The 19,237-nt window shown below is 60.0% G+C and carries 15 protein-coding genes and 1 pseudogene; 7 read left to right on the plus strand and 9 right to left on the minus strand.

The window, feature by feature from the left end; translation table 11 throughout:
• Positions 1 to 33: 33 nt before the first annotated feature.
• Positions 34 to 4,206, plus strand: a complete 4,173-nt coding sequence (locus J9870_RS13895) for a M10 family metallopeptidase (RefSeq protein WP_210644911.1) — start codon at positions 34 to 36, stop codon at positions 4,204 to 4,206.
• Between the two features lie 46 nt (positions 4,207 to 4,252).
• Here J9870_RS13895 and J9870_RS13900 read toward each other — a convergent pair whose 3' ends face one another.
• From J9870_RS13900 to J9870_RS13925, 6 genes are all read right to left on the minus strand, one after another.
• Complete coding sequence (locus J9870_RS13900; protein ID WP_210644914.1) at positions 4,253 to 5,245, minus strand: LacI family DNA-binding transcriptional regulator; 993 nt, start codon at positions 5,243 to 5,245, stop codon at positions 4,253 to 4,255.
• 75 nt (positions 5,246 to 5,320) lie between these two features.
• Positions 5,321 to 6,823, minus strand: coding sequence for a glycoside hydrolase family 32 protein (locus J9870_RS13905; protein WP_210644916.1), 1,503 nt, complete (start codon positions 6,821 to 6,823; stop codon positions 5,321 to 5,323).
• Entirely contained in the window at positions 6,820 to 7,965 is a 1,146-nt protein-coding gene (ugpC, locus tag J9870_RS13910) for a sn-glycerol-3-phosphate ABC transporter ATP-binding protein UgpC (protein WP_210644917.1), read from the minus strand. Before ugpC ends, J9870_RS13905 begins: the two co-directional genes overlap by 4 nt.
• 27 nt (positions 7,966 to 7,992) lie before the next feature.
• Entirely contained in the window at positions 7,993 to 8,835 is an 843-nt protein-coding gene (locus J9870_RS13915) for a carbohydrate ABC transporter permease (RefSeq protein WP_210644919.1), read from the minus strand.
• Positions 8,832 to 9,794, minus strand: a complete 963-nt coding sequence (locus tag J9870_RS13920; protein ID WP_210644922.1) for a sugar ABC transporter permease — start codon at positions 9,792 to 9,794, stop codon at positions 8,832 to 8,834. Before J9870_RS13920 ends, J9870_RS13915 begins: the two co-directional genes overlap by 4 nt.
• Before the next feature lie 21 nt (positions 9,795 to 9,815).
• Positions 9,816 to 11,090: an ABC transporter substrate-binding protein gene (locus J9870_RS13925; protein ID WP_210644923.1), complete on the minus strand. Its 1,275-nt coding sequence runs from the start codon at positions 11,088 to 11,090 to the stop codon at positions 9,816 to 9,818.
• Positions 11,091 to 11,257: 167 nt separating this feature from the next.
• Here J9870_RS13925 and J9870_RS13930 point away from each other — a divergent pair, with 167 nt between their 5' ends.
• Positions 11,258 to 12,820 carry a carbohydrate porin gene (locus J9870_RS13930; RefSeq protein WP_210644924.1) on the plus strand — a complete coding sequence of 521 codons (1,563 nt, stop codon included), beginning with the start codon at positions 11,258 to 11,260 and terminating at the stop codon, positions 12,818 to 12,820.
• 39 nt (positions 12,821 to 12,859) lie between these two features.
• Here J9870_RS13930 and J9870_RS13935 read toward each other — a convergent pair whose 3' ends face one another.
• Positions 12,860 to 13,840 (minus strand): helix-turn-helix domain-containing protein, encoded by a 981-nt coding sequence (locus J9870_RS13935; RefSeq protein WP_210644925.1) that lies wholly within the window; start codon positions 13,838 to 13,840, stop codon positions 12,860 to 12,862.
• Positions 13,841 to 13,934: 94 nt separating this feature from the next.
• Between J9870_RS13935 and J9870_RS13940 the strand changes: the two genes are divergently transcribed.
• Entirely contained in the window at positions 13,935 to 14,393 is a 459-nt protein-coding gene (locus tag J9870_RS13940) for a tautomerase (protein ID WP_210644926.1), read from the plus strand.
• A gap of 110 nt (positions 14,394 to 14,503) precedes the next feature.
• Here the strand turns inward: J9870_RS13940 and J9870_RS13945 are convergent, their stop codons facing one another.
• On the minus strand, positions 14,504 to 15,073 hold the full coding sequence (locus J9870_RS13945) for a TetR family transcriptional regulator (RefSeq protein ID WP_210644927.1): 570 nt from the start codon (positions 15,071 to 15,073) through the stop codon (positions 14,504 to 14,506).
• Positions 15,074 to 15,266: 193 nt separating this feature from the next.
• Here J9870_RS13945 and J9870_RS13950 point away from each other — a divergent pair, with 193 nt between their 5' ends.
• From J9870_RS13950 to J9870_RS13960, 4 genes and pseudogenes are all read left to right on the plus strand, one after another.
• Positions 15,267 to 16,052 (plus strand): SDR family oxidoreductase, encoded by a 786-nt coding sequence (locus J9870_RS13950; protein ID WP_210644928.1) that lies wholly within the window; start codon positions 15,267 to 15,269, stop codon positions 16,050 to 16,052.
• A gap of 60 nt (positions 16,053 to 16,112) precedes the next feature.
• Positions 16,113 to 16,238: pseudogene (locus J9870_RS29535) on the plus strand (short-chain dehydrogenase/reductase); the annotation flags it as partial.
• A gap of 101 nt (positions 16,239 to 16,339) precedes the next feature.
• The gene (locus tag J9870_RS13955) at positions 16,340 to 17,326 is read left to right on the plus strand and encodes an MDR family oxidoreductase (RefSeq protein ID WP_210644930.1); all 987 of its coding nucleotides are present in this window, start codon (positions 16,340 to 16,342) and stop codon (positions 17,324 to 17,326) included.
• 22 nt (positions 17,327 to 17,348) lie between these two features.
• Positions 17,349 to 18,347, plus strand: a complete 999-nt coding sequence (locus tag J9870_RS13960; protein ID WP_210644932.1) for an NADP-dependent oxidoreductase — start codon at positions 17,349 to 17,351, stop codon at positions 18,345 to 18,347.
• Positions 18,348 to 18,410: 63 nt separating this feature from the next.
• On the opposite strand, the gene J9870_RS13965 is transcribed toward J9870_RS13960, so the two are convergent.
• Positions 18,411 to 19,235 carry a DUF4198 domain-containing protein gene (locus J9870_RS13965; protein WP_210644937.1) on the minus strand — a complete coding sequence of 275 codons (825 nt, stop codon included), beginning with the start codon at positions 19,233 to 19,235 and terminating at the stop codon, positions 18,411 to 18,413.
• Positions 19,236 to 19,237: the final 2 nt, after the last annotated feature.

Below are 19,237 nucleotides of genomic sequence, written 5' to 3' on the forward strand. Positions count from 1 at the left end.
GGAAGGGTCGCAGATCGATTTCAGGAAGCCCGTATGCCCAGTCCAATTGGTTACTCCTCTATTTCGTACGCAAAGCTGACCACTAACGCACAGGTCAACAGCTTGCTTTACGGCACTTATTGGAGTGGCAGCGCGATCACGGGTACGTCCTTGACGTACAGCTTCATGACGGCGGATTCCTATTTCTCCACCAATTACAGTGGTGAGAGCGAATACCTGGGCGGCTACGTGGTGACGTCAGCGCAACAAGACGGCATTATCAGTTCGCTTGGTGCGTGGAGTTCGGTCGCCAATATTAAATTCACTCAAGTCACCGAATCCTCTACCAATGTCGGTGACTTGCGGTTCGGCGGCTATAAATGGATGGACGACGACACCGCTGCCTGGGGCTATTTTCCCGGCAGGACGGCCGCCGCTGGCGATGTCTGGTTGGGGCCGGTCACGAACGATCCGACACCCGACAAGGGCTCCTACGACTACCTGGTCTTCATGCATGAGATCGGCCACGCGCTGGGCCTCAAGCATCCGTTCTCCCAAGGCCTGTCAAATCCCACGGTGCTTTCCGCTCAGTTCGATGACGTGCGCTACACGATCATGAGTTACAACACTGGGTACTCCTATGAGCCGACCACGCCGATGTTGCTGGACATCGCCGCCATCCAGAGTCTCTATGGCGCCAACACCCAGTGGCAGACCGGTAACACCACGTATAGTTGGGCAACTGGTCAATCGGTGTTCGAGACGATCTGGGACGCGGGCGGCAATGACACCATTGATGCAAGCAATCAGGCAGGTGCCGTTCGCATCAACCTGAATGAAGGCCAGTTCAGTAAAATCGGCCAGGCCTTCACCAACCTCAAGACCGGGGCGGCCTTCAATGAAGGGTTGGCGATTGCTTACGGCGCCAAAATCGAAAACGCCATTGGCTCGGCGAATGACGACACCCTGATTGGCAATGCGCTGGGCAACGTTCTAAATGGTGGCGCCGGCAAAGACACCATGATCGGCGGGGCAGGCAATGATACCTACGTCGTCGACAATCTAACGGATGTCGTCAGCGAAACCAGCACCCTGGCCAGCGAAATCGACACCGTGCGGTCCTCGGTGACCTGGAGCCTGGGCGCCAACCTGGAAAACCTTACGCTGACCGGCAGCGCCAACCTCAATGGCACCGGCAATGCGCTGGGCAATGTGCTGACCGGCAACACGGGCGACAACGTACTGAACGGCGGTATCGGGCAGGACAGGATGGTCGGCGGCACCGGCAATGACACCTATCTGCTCGACAACCTCGGTGACAGCGTCATCGAACTCGCCGGCGAAGGCCGCGACCTGGTACGCACTTCGGTCAGCCATACCTTGTCGGCCAACGTCGAGGATGGCCAACTGCTCGGTATTGCCGCCCTCAATCTTGTCGGCAACGCCTTGGACAACAACCTGGTCGGCAACAGCGCCGCCAACGTCCTCAATGGCTTGGGCGGTGCGGATACCCTCGACGGCGGGGCAGGCAATGACACCTACGTCATCGACAACCTCGGCGATACGGTCATCGAGCGAGGCGCCTCGTCGACGGAGATCGACAGTGTCATCTCGTCAATCAGCTACACCCTCGGCAGCAATCTCGAGGTCCTGACGCTCAGCGGCAGCGGCGATATCAACGGCACCGGCAATGCGCTGAACAACCGTATCACCGGTAACGCCGGCGCCAACGTCCTGGACGGCGGTAGCGGCATCGACACGCTGATCGGCGGTGCTGGCAACGACACCTACGTGGTCGACAACCTCAATGAGGTCATCAGCGAAACCAGTACCCTGGCCAGCGAAATCGACACCGTGCGCGCCTCCTTGAGCTGGACCCTGGGCGCCAACCTGGAAAATCTCACGCTGACCGGCGCGGCCCACCTCAATGGCACCGGTAATGCCCTGAATAACGTGTTGACCGGCAATGCCGGCAACAACCTGCTCAACGGCGGTCTCGGGCGGGACACGCTGATTGGTGGTGCCGGCAACGACATCTACATGCTCGACAACCTCGGCGACAGCGTCATTGAGCTTGCCGACGAAGGCCGCGACCAGGTACGTACCTCGGTCAGCCATACCTTGTCGGCCAACGTCGAGGAGGGTCAGTTGCTCGGCGTTGCCGCCATCAATCTGGTCGGCAACGCCTCGGACAACAGTCTGATCGGCAACAGTGCCGCCAACGTGCTCAATGGCTTGGACGGTGCCGACATCCTGGACGGCGGTGCCGGTATCGACACGCTGATTGGCGGCACCGGTAACGACACCTACATCGTCGACAACCTCAGGGACGTCATCAACGAAACCAGCACCCTGGCCAGTGAAATCGACACCGTGCGCGCCTCGGTGAGCTGGAGCCTGGGGGCCAACCTGGAAAACCTCACGCTGACCGGCATTGCCCATCTCAATGGCACCGGCAATGCCCTGGACAACGTGTTGATCGGCAACGCCGGTAACAACGTATTGAACGGTGGGGCAGGCGGCGACCAACTCGATGGTGGCGCAGGCAATGATACCTATGTCGTCGACAACCTCGGCGACACGGTCATTGAGCGAGGCGCCTCGCTCACGGAAATCGACAGCGTTATCTCGTCAATAAGCTACACCCTCGGCAGCAATCTCGAGGTCCTGACGCTCAGTGGCAGCGGCAATATCAACGGCACTGGCAATGCGCTGAACAACCGCATCACAGGCAATGCCGGCGCCAACACGCTCGACGGCGGCAGCGGCATCGACACGTTGATCGGCGGAACTGGCAATGACATTTACGTGGTCGACAACCTCAAGGACCTGATCAGCGAAACCAGCACCCTGGCCAGCGAAATCGACACCGTGCGCGCCTCCTTGAGCTGGACCCTGGGCGCCAACCTGGAAAACCTCACACTGACGGGCAGTGCCCATATCAATGGCACTGGCAACACGCTGGGCAACGTGTTGATCGGCAACGCCGGTGACAACGTGCTGAACGGCGGTGCCGGTATCGACACGCTGGTCGGTGGCGCGGGCAATGACACCTATGTGCTCGACCAGGCCGGTGAGCTGACGCTGTTGCAAGAGGGCTCCGATCAAGGGCTCGACAGCCTGACCATCACTTACGCCGCGACCTCGCTGAGCAACGTCGTTGACCTGAGCCTCAGTAATTTGCGCAATGTTGAGAACGCCAGCCTGAGCGGCGCAGGGCTGTTCACAGTGATGGGCAACGACCTGGATAACCGCCTGATCGGCAATGCGTTCGCGAACACCCTTCGGGGCGGGGTCGGCAGTGATGTCCTCGACGGTGGCGCGGGTGCCGATACCTTGATTGGCGGTGCCGACAATGACACCTATGTCATCGACAACCTCGGCGACAAGGTCATCGAAGCCGCGGACGAGGGCCGCGACCTGATACGCAGCTCGGTCAGCTATACCTTGTCGGCCAACGTCGAGGATGGTCAGTTGCTCGGCGTTGCCGCCGTCAATCTGGTCGGTAACGCCTCGGACAACAGCCTGATCGGTAACAGTGCTGCCAACGTGCTCAATGGTCAGGCCGGTGCCGATATCCTGGACGGTGGTGCCGGTATCGACACCCTCATCGGTGGTACCGGCAACGACACCTACATCGTCGACAACCTCAAGGACATCGTCAGTGAAACCAGCACCCTGGCCAGCGAAATCGATACCGTGCGCTCTTCGGTGAACTGGAGCCTGGGCGCCAACCTGGAAAACCTCACGCTCACCGGTGCTGCCCACCTCAATGGCTCCGGCAACGGGCTGGACAACGTGTTGACCGGCAACACCGGTAACAACGTTCTGAGCGGCGGGGCAGGCAACGATCAACTCAACGGTGGTGCAGGCAATGACACGCTGATCGGCGGCATGGGGGCTGACACCTTGACCGGTGGCGATGGCGCTGACCGTTTTGTTTTCAGCTTCTTGAATGAGTTGGGCCTGGGAAGTGCCCGCGACACTATTTTCGACTTCAGCAGCCTTCAGGGCGATAAGGTTGACCTGTCGAAACTGGACGCCAATGCCCCGACGACGCTGTTTGAAAAGTTCACTTTCATCGATTCGAACGATTTCACGGGGGTAGGGCAACTGCGCTTCGTCGATAACGTGCTTTCCGGCAACATCAACGGCGATCTGGGAGCGGATTTCGAGATTCAGTTAGTGGGTGTCAACACCTTCACTGCCAACGACTTGGTCGCTTGATAAAACGGCCTTGTGTGCGGCACGCGCTGGGCGTTGCCGCTTGAGCCTATAGCGACGCCCTGACCACCAGAGGGCAATCCACTGGCTGTGCGCCCGACACCTCGAGGCTCTCGATCAAGTGCCGGGCCGCCTGGCGCCCTATCTCGTAGTACGGCAACTGGACCGTGGTCAGTGGCGGGATGAACAGTTCGGCGATGCCGATCATGTTGTCATAGCCGAGCACGGCCACGTCCCCGGGAATCTTCAGGCCACGGCCCAACAATAGCTGATAGGCACAAAAGGCAATACGGTCGTTGCCGCAGATCAGAATGTCGAATTGCGGCCGACCTTCGATGATGTGCCGGTCAAGGATGGCGGCGGTTTCACCGTAGGCATCGTGATCAGAAAGGTCGTATTGCAACAGTGCCTCAGGCGCCAGCCCGAATGCCTGGCAGGCGCGCTGCAGACCTTCTTGTCGAAGGCCCCAGGCCAGGCTCTTTTTCGGCAGATTGATACACAACGGGCGCCGATAGCCTTGGCTCAAGGCATGATGCACGGCTCGATACTGCCCCGACGCATCATCTGGCACATAACTGACCAGGCGACTGTCATCGGCCAGGCAATTGGCGAGTACCAGCGGCTTGCTTTTCAAACGCTCGGGAATGCTCACCTGGCGCAACCCCATGGCACTGAAGATCAACCCGTCAGGACGATGCGACAGCATCAGGTCGATGTTCTGGTCGGTGGGCGGGTTGCTCAACAAGTTGAGGATAAATACGTTCCAACCGGCTTGCTGCGCGGTCTGTTCGATGGACAGCAGCAGCTCGACCGCGAAGGGGGTGGTCGCGGTGTCCAGTGCGAACACCCCGATGGTGCGCGACTGCAAGTTGTCGCCGCGCATCTTGCGCGCCGACAGGCTTGGTACGAATTGCAGTTCGTCAATGGCGCGGCGCACCCGCAGAAGGGTTTCGGGGCTCAGCTTTTCCGGGTTGTTGAGCGCTCGAGAAACCGTCATCAGGGATACGCCGGCCAGCTGTGCAACGTCTTTCACTGAAGTCATGCGAGGTGAGGCCAGTCAGGTTGACGCCGAATCATGACACAGGGCCCGGGCTTCTCGCGACTCGAATGACGATGCTCATAACCACCCTGAAGCCAGCGGCCAAGCGCTGCTGATCCAGACGCGCCCGCCGGCCCCACTGCCCAGCAATTTCACCCCCAGGCTGTCGGGCCGCGGATAGAGGCGGCTGCTGAGGCTGAAGAGGCCGTTTTTCTCAAACACCTCGATGGACGAGCGATCCAGGAAAACTCGCAGTTGCAGGTGTGCTTGGGCCCGGTCGACCGCCACGCTGCGCTGACCGCTGACCTGCGCCCCCGAACGACTGCGGTCGAGTACCAGGCGCTGCAATGACGCATCGTAATAAAGCAGGGTTTGTTCATCGCCCTCGGCACTGCACCGCAAGGCAATGCCCAGGTGGCCTTCGGTGCAGTCGAGCAAATCCAGATGCACATGGATCTCGAGTCTGTCGCCGTTGATCTGTGGCACCCACTGGCTGCCCGATTCATCCCACGCCGGTGTGCCCGGCAGCGGCGCCTTGCGCAACGCCGTCAGTTCCCGGGCCGGAAATACTCTGAGGCGATCGGCCTGCAACTGCAGCTCACGGGGTAAACCGAGCATGCCGCACCAGTGATGAGCCTGGCTCGGCATCGGGCTTTCCCACATGTCGAGCCAGGCCCAAACCAGGCGTCGACCATCGGCGGCCACCAACGTTTGCGCAGCATAGAAGTCATGACCGTTATCCAGTTCGATAAACGGCCCGCCGCTGAAGTGCCACTGGCTATCGAGTCGGCCCACGCGATAACCGGTCTGGTACTTGTTGAGCCGGTCATAACCCTCAGGTTGCATGCCTTGGGGGGAGTACAGCAGCACATCGCGACCATCGAGGCGAAACAGATCCGGGCACTCCCACATGTAGCCATCACCCTCGCTGCCCCTGGACACATAGTCGAGGAACTCCCAGGCGTGAAGATCCGTGGAGCGGTACAACGGCAGCAGGGGGGTATCGCCCAGGCGTGCGCCGGCAATCAGGTACCAATAGTCATCTTCTTTCCAGACCTTGGGATCACGAAAATGCATGATCGCGTCTTGCGGTGCGCGCTCGATGACGGCGCCATGCTTGATGAACCGGATGCCATCGACGCTGGTGGCCAGGCATTGGACTTGACGGATCAGGCGTTCGTCACCCACTTCCCCCAGCCAGGTGTGTCCGGTGTAGATCAACGCCAGGGTGTCGCCACACACTACCGCGCTGCCGGAAAAGCAACCGTCGCGGTCAAAGTCATCACCCGGCGCCAGCGCGATGGGCAGGTGTTGCCAATGGACCAGGTCGGCACTCTTGGCATGCCCCCAATACATCGGGCCCCATTTCGCATCGAAGGGGTGGTGTTGATAGAACACGTGATACTCGCCCTGGAAGTACACCACCCCATTCGGGTCGTTCATCCAGCCCACCGGTGGGGCCAGATGATAATCGGGGCGATAGTCGTCGGTGACGCGAGACAGGCCATCTCTCAGCGCCTGCTGCGCAAGTTCAAGGGACGCGGACATTGGAGCACTCATGGCATTTACAGACACAGTCATAGGGCGCCTGCTCGTACCGAGCGCAAGGAGGCGTCATCCGACGAGTTTTTTATGGCTTGTGGCGGGCGACCCAGGGCCGTGCCGTCGGCATCGAACAGATGCAGATTGGCGATCTCCAGCTGCAATTCGACCCGATCGCCCACCCGCCACCCGGCGTTGACCTCACAGCGACAGATCAGCGGCTCTTGCTGACCGGTATCGAGGTGCACATAGGTTTCGCTGCCCAGGTATTCGACAACGGTCACGGCAACGCCAGCGGCGCCTTGCGCCGCTTTGAGCGCAACATGCTCCGGGCGAACTCCCAGGCTCAGTTGCGTGTTCGCGGTCATGCCCGAGCTGTCGAAGGGCAGGGAAGTCCTTCCCAATACGAGGCTTTCAACCAGGCTGGTTTCACCCGGCGTATGCAGGAATGCTGGAAGGAAATTCATTTTGGGCGAACCCAGGAAGCCGGCGACAAAGCGGGTGGCGGGGCGCTCATAGAGCTCACGTGGCGAGCCGACCTGCTCGATGCGACCACCATTGAGCACGACAATTTTGTCAGCCAGGGTCATCGCTTCGACCTGGTCGTGGGTGACGTAGATCATGGTCGTGCCCAGTCGAGCATGCAGCCGGGCGATTTCGTTACGCATTTGCACCCGCAAGGAGGCGTCCAGGTTCGACAGCGGCTCATCGAACAGCAAGATGTCCGGCTCCCGCGCCATGGCCCTGCCCATGGCCACTCGCTGACGCTGTCCGCCCGACAGCTCCTTGGGTTTACGTTGCAGCAGTTTGTCCAATTGCAGGATTTGCGCGGTTTTCAACACGCGCTCACGCAGGCTGGTCTTTTCAGTCTTGGCCAGTTTGAGACCAAAACTGATGTTGTCGTAGACGTTCATGTGCGGGTAGAGCGCATACGATTGAAACACCATGCCGACGCCACGTTCGCGTGGCTCCAGGTCATTGACCCGGCGCCCGTCGATCAGCAGGTCGCCGGCGCAGATCGAATCCAGCCCGGCGATCAGACGCAGCAGGGTCGATTTTCCACAGCCCGAGGGGCCGACGAACACCACGAATTCACCGGCGGCGATATCCAGGCTGACATCACGGAGAATGCGCACGCCGCCCAATTGCTTGTTCACGTTGTCTAGCTTCAACTTGATCACGATGCTGTTCCTTGTCTTTGTTGGGCATCAACCCTTTAACGCGCCGGTAGTGAGGCCGGAAACGATTCGGCGCTGGAAGATCAGCACCAGAATCACCAATGGGACGGTGACCAGCACCGAGGCGGCCATCAACAGCCCCCAGGGCAGTTCATGGGGGCTGCCGCCGGAAATCAGGGCGATGGCCACCGGCACCGTGCGTTGTGTGTCAGTGAGGGTGAAGGTCAGGGCAAACAGGAACTCGTTCCACGCGGCAATGAACGCCAGCAGGCCGGTGGTGACCAGTGCGGGCCAGAGCAGCGGGAGCAACACGCGGGTCAGGGTGACCCAGGGCGAAGCGCCGTCCATGATCGCCGCCTCTTCCAGTTCATGGGGCAGTTGGCCCATGAACGTGGTCAGCACCCAGACGGTGAAGGGCAGGGTGAAAATCGTGTAGCTCAGGATCAGTGCCCAAGATGTGTTGTACAGGCCCAGGGCACGGATCACTTCGAACAACCCCGACAGCACCGCGACCTGGGGAAACATCGACACGCCAAGGACCATCATCAGGACCGTACCGCGGCCACGAAATTTCACCCGGCCCAAGGCATAAGCCGCGGTCAGGCTGAGGAACAGCGCGAGTGTGACCACACATAGCGCAACCACCAGCGAGTTACCGATCGCCCGCAGGAACGAGGCCTGGTGGAGCACGGCGGCATAGTTGGAGAAGTCGGGGTTGTCGATCCAGTAGCTCACTTGGAACAAGGCGCTGGAGGGCTTCAGCGAAGTCACAATGGCGTAGTAGAAAGGGAACACCGCATACAGCAGCAAAATCCCGATCAGGCACCAGAAGCCGAGGCGCAACAGTGCTTTTTTCAACAGGCGTGGGCTCATGAGCGCACCTCCATTTGCCGGCGTCCTAGGTACAGATAAACCATGGCGATCACCGCAACCACCAGAAACAGCAAGGTCGAGGCCGCGCTGCCGTAACCGACGTCCTGGAACTCCACCAGGTGCTGGCGGGCATAGACCGACATGCTCATGGTGCTCGACGAGTTCGAGGTCAGCACATAGATGACGTCAAACACGCGCAATGAGTCGAGAATGCGGAAGATCGCCGCCACCAGCAGCGCGGGCATCAGCAGGGGCAGGGTGACCCGCCAGAACACCTTCAGCGGGTGAATGCCATCGACCCTGGCGGCTTCGTAGCAGTCGCCCGGCAACATCTGCAAGGCTGCCAACATCAGCAGCGTGACAAAAGGCACAGTCTTCCAGACATCGACGATGATCACGGCCCACATCGACAGGTCGGCGTCCGCCGTCCAGGCCAGGGGGGCATCAATCAGGCCGAGGCTGAGCATCAGATGATTGATGATGCCGAACTGGTCATTGAGCATCCACGACCAGATCTTCGCCGAGACAATGGTCGGAATTGCCCAGGGAATCAGAATCAGCGCCCGCACCAGGGCACGACCGCTGAAGTTGACGTTTAGCAACAACGCCACCAGCAACCCCAGTACGATCTCCAGCCCCACTGACACCACGGTGAAATGCAGGGTGTTGCGCACCGCATTCCACCATTGAGGGTCGACCAGGATGCCGGACCAGCCGGTGCTGCTGTGGAACAGATAATTGCTCAGGCCGATGAAGGTTGCGTCGCCAGTATCGGCCAGGCTGGCGTCGGTCAGGCTGAACCAGAATGTGCGCAGCAGCGGCCAGGCCGCCACCAGGGCCAGGCACAGCAACATCGGTGTCAGGAACAGCCAGGCGGCGCGGACCCGACGGCGTTGTACTGGCGTTTCCCGGACGAGCAGCAGCTCGTCACTGGGGGCCAGGGTAGTGGAGACAGACATGGTGATTTCCTTCCTTGTGGCTTACCAGTTCCGGCGTTTGATGCGCGTCAGCTCGCTTTCCAGTTCGGCCAGCGCCTGATCGACCGGCAACTCGCCGGCCAGCACGCCATGCACCTGATCGAAGAAGGCATTGGAAACCCGTGGATAGCGATCGGCGGTAATTGAGGCGGGGCGCATGACCCCATCATTGAGGATGCTGTGCAGCTGGCTGTAGTAAGGCATTGCCGCGAGCAACTCCGGATCTTGATAAAGCGACTCGATCACCGGGTTATAGGCGCCGACCAGGGCTCGATGTTTCTGCTGTTGGGCGCTGCTCAGGTAGCTCACCAGTTCTGCGGCCAGCTTGGGGTTGGCGCTGTATCGCGACACCGCCAAGCCCCAGCCACCGAGGGTAGACGCGTGGGTGCCCGTCTCGCCACCGCGGGGCAGGGGGGCGACGCCGACCTTGTCTTTTACGGCGCTGTCCGGGCTTTGCACCAGCGCCCAGACATACGGCCAGTTGCGCATGAACAGCGCATTGCCCGACTGGAATACGCCACGGCCTTCTTCCTCGGTGTAGTTGAGTACGCCACGCGGGGAGATGTCGCCCACCCAACTCTTGGCCAACGTCAACGCCGCTCTTGAGGCCGCGCTGTTCACCACGATGTCGCCTTGTGGATTGACCAGCCCACCGTGCGGTTGGCTGCTGATCCACTCCAGTGCATTACACGTCAGGCCTTCGTAGGCACGGCCCTGAAAGATGTAACCCCAGGCATTGGCGTTCCCGGCGGTGCGCTCGGCCTGCTGGACATCCCGCGCGATGGCAGTCATTTCCTCCCAGGTCTGGGGTACTTGCTTGTGGTACTTATCGAGCAAGTCCTTGCGGTAATACAGCAGGCCCGAATCGGTGAACCAAGGCATTGTCACCAGCCGCCCATTCACCGTGGCGTTATCCACCTGGGCTTGGAAATAGCCCTGGGTCGCGTTGGCGGGGAGCACTTCGCGAAGGTCCATCAGATGTTTGGCCAGCATCCCCGGCCACACCATATCGATTTGAATGATGTCGATGTCGCTGGACTGGGCACTGAGGATCTGTTGGTAGAACGACAACCTTTCGGTGGCCGAATTAGGTGTGGAAACCACTTCGACGTTGTTGCCGGTCTGTTTCGACCACGCCTCGACAGCCTCCTTGCACAGTTGCAGTTCGGCACCCACCGCACCGCAGGAGATCGTCAGATTGGCGGCAGTAGAAAGGGATGGAAGCCCGGCACAAAGGGCGAGCAGCGTGGCCGGAAGGAGCGATTTGAGCTGTTTCATAAAGCCCTCTTTATTTTTGTTTTTAGAAAAGTTAACGTTAACATCGCCAAATGTAGCAGTGTATTTGCGATGAGGCATCCTTTTTTTCGCGGTTTTTGACAATTCAAATACCGAGAAAAAAGACCGTTGCTGGAACAGAAAAATAAAAACAAAACAGGGAAATCCACATGCAGAAAGCATCAAGCTGGCTTCTCGCAGGCGTGCTCGGCACCTCGGCGGCCACCTCTCACGCTGCGACGCTGGAAGAGCGCATGGCTGCGTTCGAGGCCCGCGCCAGCGCCGCGGAAAAACGCGCCGCTGCCGCCGAACAGCAAACCCAGGCCCTGGCCAGGGAACTGCAACAGCTCAAACTCGCCGCTCCCGCCGTCCAACCGGTGGTGGCCACTGCTAACGTTGCCGCGCCAACGCTGGACACACGACTGGCAAAGCTCGAAGCCCGTCAACAAAACCTGGAAAAACAGGGCAGTGGGGCACACCTCACGGACGGCTTCAGCTTCAAGGGCTACGCTCGCTCCGGATTGCTGGTCAATGATGGGCTGGGAGGCGGTCGTGGCGGCCCTTATACCACCCCGGCCGGTTCCGTCGGCGGGGCCGTCGGGCGACTCGGTAACGAGGACGACACCTACATGCGTATCGACCTGTCGAAAGAGCAGTACGCGCAGAACGGGACCCGCTCGAAATTCACCGTATCCATCGCCGATGGCGTGGAAAGCTCCAACGACTGGACGGCCGACGAAAGCGACCTGAACGTGCGCCAGGTGTTTACCGAACTGGACCATATCGCGGCGTTCAAGGGTAACTCGGTGTTCGAGAATTCGACCCTGTGGGCAGGCAAGCGTTTTGACCGGGACAATTTCGACATCCACTGGTTGGACTCGGACGTCGTCTATCTGGCTGGCACCGGAGGTGGCATCTACGACGTGCAGATGAACAAGAGTTGGCGCTCGAATTACTCATTGATCGGGCGTAACTACGGCGAGTTCAGTGAGGGCGGCGTCAATGCCGATGTGGAGAGCTACATCCTGACCTCCAACCAGTTTTTCGATAACGGGCAGTGGCAGTGGATGTTCAACGCCATCGGCGCCAAGGAAAACGACATCGGCACTCGCAACAATGAAGCGGGTCTGACGCCTGCCGACTCCGGCTTGCACAGCATGGTGGCCAATCACCAGAAGAACTTCTTCGGCAGGGAAGGCTTCTTCAAAACGGCATTGCTCTACGGACAAGGCCTGGGGGCCGAGGTCAAGAACATCGGTTCGGACGGTGAACTGATCGATGATGCTCGCGCTCTGCGCCTGGCGCTGTACGGCGAAACCCCCATTGCTCCCGGTTGGCGCATCGGCCCCAGCTTGCTGGCCGAACAGAGCAAGGATCGGTACGTCAAGGGTGACGATTACCGCTGGATGACACTGAACGTGCGCTTGGCCAATGAAATCAACAGCAATTTCGAGATGGCCTACGAGATGAGCTGGCAAACCATGGACCTCGATCCCAAGGGCTACCTGCAACGGAATGCGGTCGACGGTAATTTCTGGAAGTTCACGGTCGCCCCGACCTTCAAGCCTGATTTCGGGGACCTGCTCACACGTCCCGAACTGCGAGTGTTTGCCAGTGTCATGGACTGGTCTTCGGACCTGGACAGATACAGCACCTCAGATTCCTTCGGCAAGTCTGACTTCAATGCCGGCGGCGTTTGGCAATACGGCATACAGATGGAAACCTGGTTCTAAACGGCCGGGGGCATCTTCTTCGCAAGCAGAGGATGCCCCTCAACCCTCGATCAGCGCCAATCGGAACTTGCTCGGGTTGGCCCCGAACACCTTCAGCATCAACCTACGCAGGGCGGTAGCGTCCTCGTAACCCACCTGCGCGGCGACCTGTTCAATCGTCATTCGGCTGGTCTCAATCAACATGCGGGCGCGATTGAGCCGCACGCTTTGCACCAGCGCCAGCGTGCTCTTGCCCGTGGCTGCCTGCACGTGCCGTGAGAGCGTTCGCGTAGACATGGCAAACTCATCCGCCAGCGCAGCCACACTTGGAAGGTTCGGCAACGCTGATTCGATGCGTTGGGTCAGGCGGGCAATCAACTCGTTGCCGTTGGAAAGCATCATCGGAACGATGAACGGTGACTGGGCCTGGCGACCATCAATCAAGAGCACTCGACCCACTTCGCCTGCCAGCGGGGCTCCAAAGCGCGAGCGCAACAAATGAAGCATCAAATCGGTTTGGGCGAAGGCCGCTCCCGCTGTTATGACCGGACCATCGGCGCACACCATCCGATCCACGTCGACAATGCAGCGCGGCTCGAGTCGGCGCAACTCAGCGGCCAACCACCATGAAGTTGTCACCCGACGGTCCACGAGCAACTGCGCAGCCTGTAGCAGAAAAACTCCCGTGCACGATGCCGCCACTGAGCCGCCGTGAGCTCCATGCGCCTTGATGGCCCGGATCGCGCGTTGCGCATCGTCGCTCGCCAGGCGTCCTGCTACGTCATGGGCGCTCTCGACACCCAACCCTGGAACGATCCAGATGCTCTGATCGATGGACACCCTGCGGGGCATTGGTGTCGCTTCAACACTCAGTCCACCACTCAACGATACCGATTTGCCGTGCGCAGAAACGATGCGCCAGGTCGGACGAGTCACCTTAAGTCGCGGCGCTAGCGTGACCGCGGCGTTCAAGATATCCAGGGTCGCCGCGACGCTGGTCGCATAGGCTCCAGGAAGGACCAGGATGGTGAAGTCGTGCATTGTCTTAAAAGGCCTGAAAGGAGTCGAATAGGACACTGTAAGCCTACAGGTTCTGAGCGCCTAATGCCGTACCTCTCATCCACTGGAGCTGTTCATGCCTAACATCATTTTAAAAATACCGAAGGGTTCTTTCCCTGGTGAAGCGCGAGCGACCTTGGTACGCAGCATTAACGATGCCGCCGTCCTTGCAGAGCAGATTGCGGACGATCCGAAGAAGCGATTCTTGTGTTGGGTGGTTGTCGAGGAGGTTGAGCCAGGGGCCTGGACCTGTGGCACCGTCGATATGACCTCGCAAATGCTGCCCTGCATGGCCATGGTCTATGTCCCCGTGGGGGTGCTGGACGCGGCTTCAAGGGCCAACTACGTCGAGTTGATGCACAGCGCGTTCATGCAAGCGCTACCTGTCGATGACAAACGCCAATTGATGACGTCGATCGTGCTGCACGACGTGGCTGACGGCGCTTGGGGGGCTAATGGTGTCATCTGGAACTTGCCCCTCTTCGCTAAAGCAGCGGGGTTTGAACATCTCCAGCACCTGGCTGCGGCGATCTGACAGGCCCCCGGGCCTTCGGATCTGGCGACCTCATGCACCTTGTCCCGAGTGGACCTGTCTTGGGCATCCCGGATTCCAAAGAACACTTAATCCGGGGCGCTCACGGTTGCCTACGGCGCCAGGGATTCGAGTAATTGCCGATGGCAGACCTCGATAATTTCATCTGCCAGGGGGGATTCATCCGGACAGGCTCGGGACAACACCACCGCGCCGACGGCGCGGGCCAGCCTGTCGATCATCTTGGCCCTGGCGGCTTGCCGCTGCTCATCATCCTGTTGCGCAGCTGTGCGCCCGAGGGCCGTCAAGGCGTTTTCAATGCCCTCGGCGAACGTCGCCTTGACCTCATCTGATTGGCGCGCGGCGTCCCCGCAGAGGGCCGCCATCGTACAGCCAACGCTGCGGTCATCACGATGTTCCCGGGACACGTAATGATCGAAAAATGCTGCGGCACCCAGGCCTGCATAGTTGGTCATGGACTGGGAAAGCCCGCACGCAGCAGCTTCAGCCATCAGATCGGCCTTGGAGCGGAAGTGCTTGTAGAACCCCCCATGAGTAAACCCGGCCGCCGCCATCAAATCGGCCACGCCGACGCCGTCGTATCCACGCTCACGAAACAGCCTGGACGCGGTTTCGACGATGTGTGCCCGGTTTAATTGCGCCTGCGCCTTGGTAACTCTCATAACCCGATGCCTCGTTTTTACCTTGGTTTTCAGGGGCCAATATACATTGATGTTGATCAACATCAAAACCGTTGACGATTAAGATTATGATCGTCATCCTATAATTCAGGCACCGATCACTCGAACTCAAACCGCGCCCGATCGCTGCCGCAAACCCACACAGCAGATTCCCATCGAGCAAGAGAGCAAAGTCATGAGCCATTCCCCAGCCGTCCTCATCACCGGTGCGTCCAGCGGCATTGGTGCCACCTACGCCGAACGATTTGCCCAACGCGGTCACGACCTGGTCCTGGTGGCGCGCGACAAGGTGCGTCTGGAAGCACTCGCGGCGCGTTTGCGCCAGGAGCACGACATCACCGTCGACGTCCTCCAGGCCGACCTGACCCAGCCAGTAGACCTGGCTACCGTCGAGGCACGCCTGCGCGATGACGCTCGCATCGGCGTTCTGATCAACAATGCCGGTGCAAACCACACGGGAAACTTCGTCGAGCAAACGCCTGAGAGTATTGAGCAACTGGTGGCGCTCAACATCACCTCGCTGACCCGGCTCGCCCACGCGATCATTCCCAGGCTGGTGCAGGCCGGCGAAGGGGCGATCGTCAATATCGGTTCGGTCGTTGGCCTGGCGCCCGAGCTCGGATTCACACTCTACGGCGCGACCAAGGCGTTCGTGCAGTTCCTTTCCCAGGGGCTGAGCCTGGAGCTCTCTTCCAAAGGCGTCTACGTACAGGCAGTACTCCCCGCTGCCACTCGCACCGAGATTTGGGAGCGCTCCGGCATCGATATCAATACGCTGCCCGAGGTCATGGAAGTGGGCGACTTGGTGGATGCGGCCCTGGTCGGTTTCGACCGTCGCGAAGGCGTGACCATTCCGCCCTTGCATGACGCCGCCAGCTGGGACGCCTTCCAGGCCGCGCGCCAAGGTGTCCTGGGTGGTCTGCGGCAGGCTCAGGTAGCGGAGCGGTATCGCAACCTTTGATGGGGGCCGGCGATACCCCATCGCCGGATTCAAGACCGCCCACCGAGCCAACGTCGAGCATTGAAGGGTTTTTTCAGGACGGTCAATAAATCTGTAGCGCTGCTGACGGGGGCCTCATCGGGCATCGGGCAAGCCACGGCTAACACGCTCGTTGCGGCAGGCTACATTTATGGCACCAGTCGAAAGGGGCCCCAGGCCCCTCAACTGGATTTTGAAAAGGCACTGCTTGCCTGATGCATCTACTAAGTGTGCAGCGGATAACCAGCTCATCCGAACCGGAGAAAACAATGACATTCAAGGCTCTGCTCGCTACCAAAACCGGCGATGCAATCGCGACTCACCTGGTTGACTTCAAGGACGAGGACCTGATGCCGGGCGACGTGACCGTTGTGATCGAATACTCGACCGTGAACTACAAGGACGCCTTGGCCCTGAGCGGCCGCTCGCCGGTCATTCGCCAGTTCCCATTGATCCCGGGCATTGATTTCGCCGGGATCGTCGAGACCTCCAGCCATCCCGGTTTCGCAGCCGGCGACCGGGTGCTGGTCAACGGTTGGGGGCTGAGCCAGACTCACCACGGTGGCTTCGCGCAGAAAGCGCGGGTGAGTGGCGACTGGCTGGTGAAGGTCCCGGAGGCATTTTCAACTCAACAAGCCATGGCCATCGGCACGGCAGGCTACACGGCAATGCTCAGCGTGCTGGCGTTGGAGCATGGCGGCCTGTCCCCCGAGCGCGGCGATATCCTGGTCACTGGCGCCAGTGGCGGTGCCGGCTCGGTGGCGATTGCGCTGTTGTCGGGCCTGGGGTATCGCGTGATCGCCTCGACCGGGCGTCAAGAGGAAGCCGACTACCTGCACGCGCTCGGCGCGGAACAGGTCATCGACCGCCGGACCCTGTCCGAGGCAGGCGCCCCGATTGGCAAGGAGCGCTGGGCGGGCGTTATCGATTCTGTGGGTAGCCATACCCTGGTCAATGCATTGGCACAGACCCAATACCGGGGCGTTGTCGCTGCTTTCGGGCTGGCCCAGGGGGCAGATCTGCCAGGGTCGGTGCTGCCGTTCATCCTGCGTAACGTGACCCTGGCCGGTATCGACTCTGTCAATGCTCCCCAGAGTGCCCGCGTGCAAGCATGGTCACGACTGGCGCGTGACCTTGATGTGGATAAGCTTGCCCATACCACTCAAGTCGTGGGCTTGGCTGAAGTTCCGGCAATCGCCGGCCGGGTGCTGGAAGGGAAGGTTCGCGGGCGCACCGTGGTGGATGTGAACGCATGATTCTTTCAACGAGTCGATTCCCATGAAGGCATTTTTCATCGAACGCTATAAGGACACTGGCCACATTGGCCAGTTGCCCGACCCTGAAGTCGGCGAGGACGAGGTACTGGTCCAGGTACATGCCGCCAGTATCAACCCGCTGGATTTCAAGATAAGGAGCGGCGAGTTCAAGCTGATCCTGCCGTATTCTTTCCCGCTGGTCCTGGGTAATGACTTGGCTGGCGTGGTCGTTCGCGTTGGTCCAAAGGTTTGCCGCTTCAAGCCTGGCGACGAGGTTTACGCGCGCCTCGGCGAGGATCGTATCGGGACCTTCGCCGAGCTGGCTTGCGTGAAGGAAGATGCGCTTGCGTTCAAACCCGGCAACCTCGATATGGCGCAGGCCGCCTCTCTGCCTTTGGTCAGTTTGACGGCGTGGCAGGTTTTGGTGGAGACCGCCAAACTGACAAAAGGCCAGAGGGTGTTGATTCACGCAGGTTCTGGCGGTGTGGGAGCGGTCGCCATTCAGCTCGCCAAGCACTTGGGCGCCTTCGTCGCCACGACAACCAGCACGAGCAATGTCGATTGGGTGAAAGCCTTGGGCGCTGATCTTGTCATCGACTACAGCAAGCAAGACTTCGAATCCGTCCTGCAGGACTACGATGTGGTTCTCAACAGTCTCGGTTCCGACGTACTTGCCAAATCCCTCAAGGTCCTCAAACCCGGTGGCCACCTCATTTCCATCTCCGGCCCGCCGACTCCGCAGTTCGCTGAAGGGCAAGGATTGTCCTGGGGACTAAGGCAGGTCACGCGTTTACTGAGCTACGGCATTCGCAGCAAAGCGCGAAAACGCGGTATCAACTACACGTTCGTTTTCATGCGGGCAAGCGGCCGGCAGTTGCATGAAATTACCGCGCTCGTCGAGTCCGGGGTCATTAAACCCGTGGTGGATCGATCGTTTGCGTTGGAGGCGACGGCGCAGGCCCTGGCCTATGTCGAGAAAGGACGGGCGAAGGGAAAAGTTGTGGTCAGCGTTATCGATTGATTGCATCGGTGGTCCCCTCGGAACGTTGTCCGAGGGGCCATTGCAAATACCCACGAACGTTGATCACTTCATGTCTCTGGCCTGTACCCACAGCACCGCGTCTTGCGACAAGGGCTTGCCCATGTGGGTCTTCGTTGTACCGATGTCGAGCGCCGCGATGCCCCACCAGCCGGACCGGGGCAGGCCAATGGTCACGATGCCTTGAGCGTCCGCGTAGGTGCTCAGGGCTTTGAATGACGCTTGAGGTGCCGTCACATAGTCTTGCTGGCCGAAGGCGTTTTTTTCGAGATCAACGGAATGGTTGACGTATTCGATTTCGATTTCGGCGAACGGAACAGGCTTGCCATCGGCCAGCACCACGGCGCGGAACACGCCTCCCGTCCAGTTGGCATAAGGTTTGTTCAGTGGCTGGATCTCCACTGGCAACCCTTGTGGCTCTGACCAGTTTCCGGGGACTCCACCCACGTTCACGATCAACTTGGTGAACTGTTGGATGTAGACATCTTCTTCAGTTTCCAGGTAAGGCTCGGGTTCGAGTACGAAGATATGGTCACCCAGTGAACGCACCAACTCCCGCGGAATCGAGGCACGATAGGCCGTCGTCCGGTTGTCGCGACTCTGCCACTCGACGGGACGCAAGTATTTGCGCAGGTCGATTTTCTCCTCGCCGTGGGAGCTGCTGTGGTTGAAGGCGCGAGGTGTACCCATGGCCATGGTGGGGCCGCCGGAGAAGGGGTGGGTGAACACCAGCGCGAACTCGAGGTTTTCCGCTCGCTGTAGCGCCGTTTCTTCCACGTAGAGCATCTGGAAATGGGCGTGTGCAGCGCCGGCCAAGCCAGTGAATGTCGTAGCGGCAAGGGCTTGAAGCAGTTTTCGTTTGAACGTCATGG

Source organism: Pseudomonas sp. Tri1 (genome assembly GCF_017968885.1).
Classification (GTDB): domain Bacteria; phylum Pseudomonadota; class Gammaproteobacteria; order Pseudomonadales; family Pseudomonadaceae; genus Aquipseudomonas.

Excerpts from the sequence above, each read along its gene's own strand:
- J9870_RS13895 (WP_210644911.1), top strand. The coding sequence starts at position 34 with ATGCCCAGTCCAATTGGTTACTCCTCTATTTCGTACGCAAAGCTGACC.
- J9870_RS13900 (WP_210644914.1), bottom strand. The coding sequence starts at position 5,245 with ATGACTTCAGTGAAAGACGTTGCACAGCTGGCCGGCGTATCCCTGATG.
- J9870_RS13905 (WP_210644916.1), bottom strand. The coding sequence starts at position 6,823 with ATGACTGTGTCTGTAAATGCCATGAGTGCTCCAATGTCCGCGTCCCTT.
- J9870_RS13915 (WP_210644919.1), bottom strand. The coding sequence starts at position 8,835 with ATGAGCCCACGCCTGTTGAAAAAAGCACTGTTGCGCCTCGGCTTCTGG.
- J9870_RS13920 (WP_210644922.1), bottom strand. The coding sequence starts at position 9,794 with ATGTCTGTCTCCACTACCCTGGCCCCCAGTGACGAGCTGCTGCTCGTC.
- J9870_RS13925 (WP_210644923.1), bottom strand. The coding sequence starts at position 11,090 with ATGAAACAGCTCAAATCGCTCCTTCCGGCCACGCTGCTCGCCCTTTGT.
- J9870_RS13930 (WP_210644924.1), top strand. The coding sequence starts at position 11,258 with ATGCAGAAAGCATCAAGCTGGCTTCTCGCAGGCGTGCTCGGCACCTCG.
- J9870_RS13935 (WP_210644925.1), bottom strand. The coding sequence starts at position 13,840 with ATGCACGACTTCACCATCCTGGTCCTTCCTGGAGCCTATGCGACCAGC.
- J9870_RS13940 (WP_210644926.1), top strand. The coding sequence starts at position 13,935 with ATGCCTAACATCATTTTAAAAATACCGAAGGGTTCTTTCCCTGGTGAA.
- J9870_RS13945 (WP_210644927.1), bottom strand. The coding sequence starts at position 15,073 with ATGAGAGTTACCAAGGCGCAGGCGCAATTAAACCGGGCACACATCGTC.
- J9870_RS13950 (WP_210644928.1), top strand. The coding sequence starts at position 15,267 with ATGAGCCATTCCCCAGCCGTCCTCATCACCGGTGCGTCCAGCGGCATT.
- J9870_RS13955 (WP_210644930.1), top strand. The coding sequence starts at position 16,340 with ATGACATTCAAGGCTCTGCTCGCTACCAAAACCGGCGATGCAATCGCG.
- J9870_RS13960 (WP_210644932.1), top strand. The coding sequence starts at position 17,349 with ATGAAGGCATTTTTCATCGAACGCTATAAGGACACTGGCCACATTGGC.
- J9870_RS13965 (WP_210644937.1), bottom strand. The coding sequence starts at position 19,235 with ATGACGTTCAAACGAAAACTGCTTCAAGCCCTTGCCGCTACGACATTC.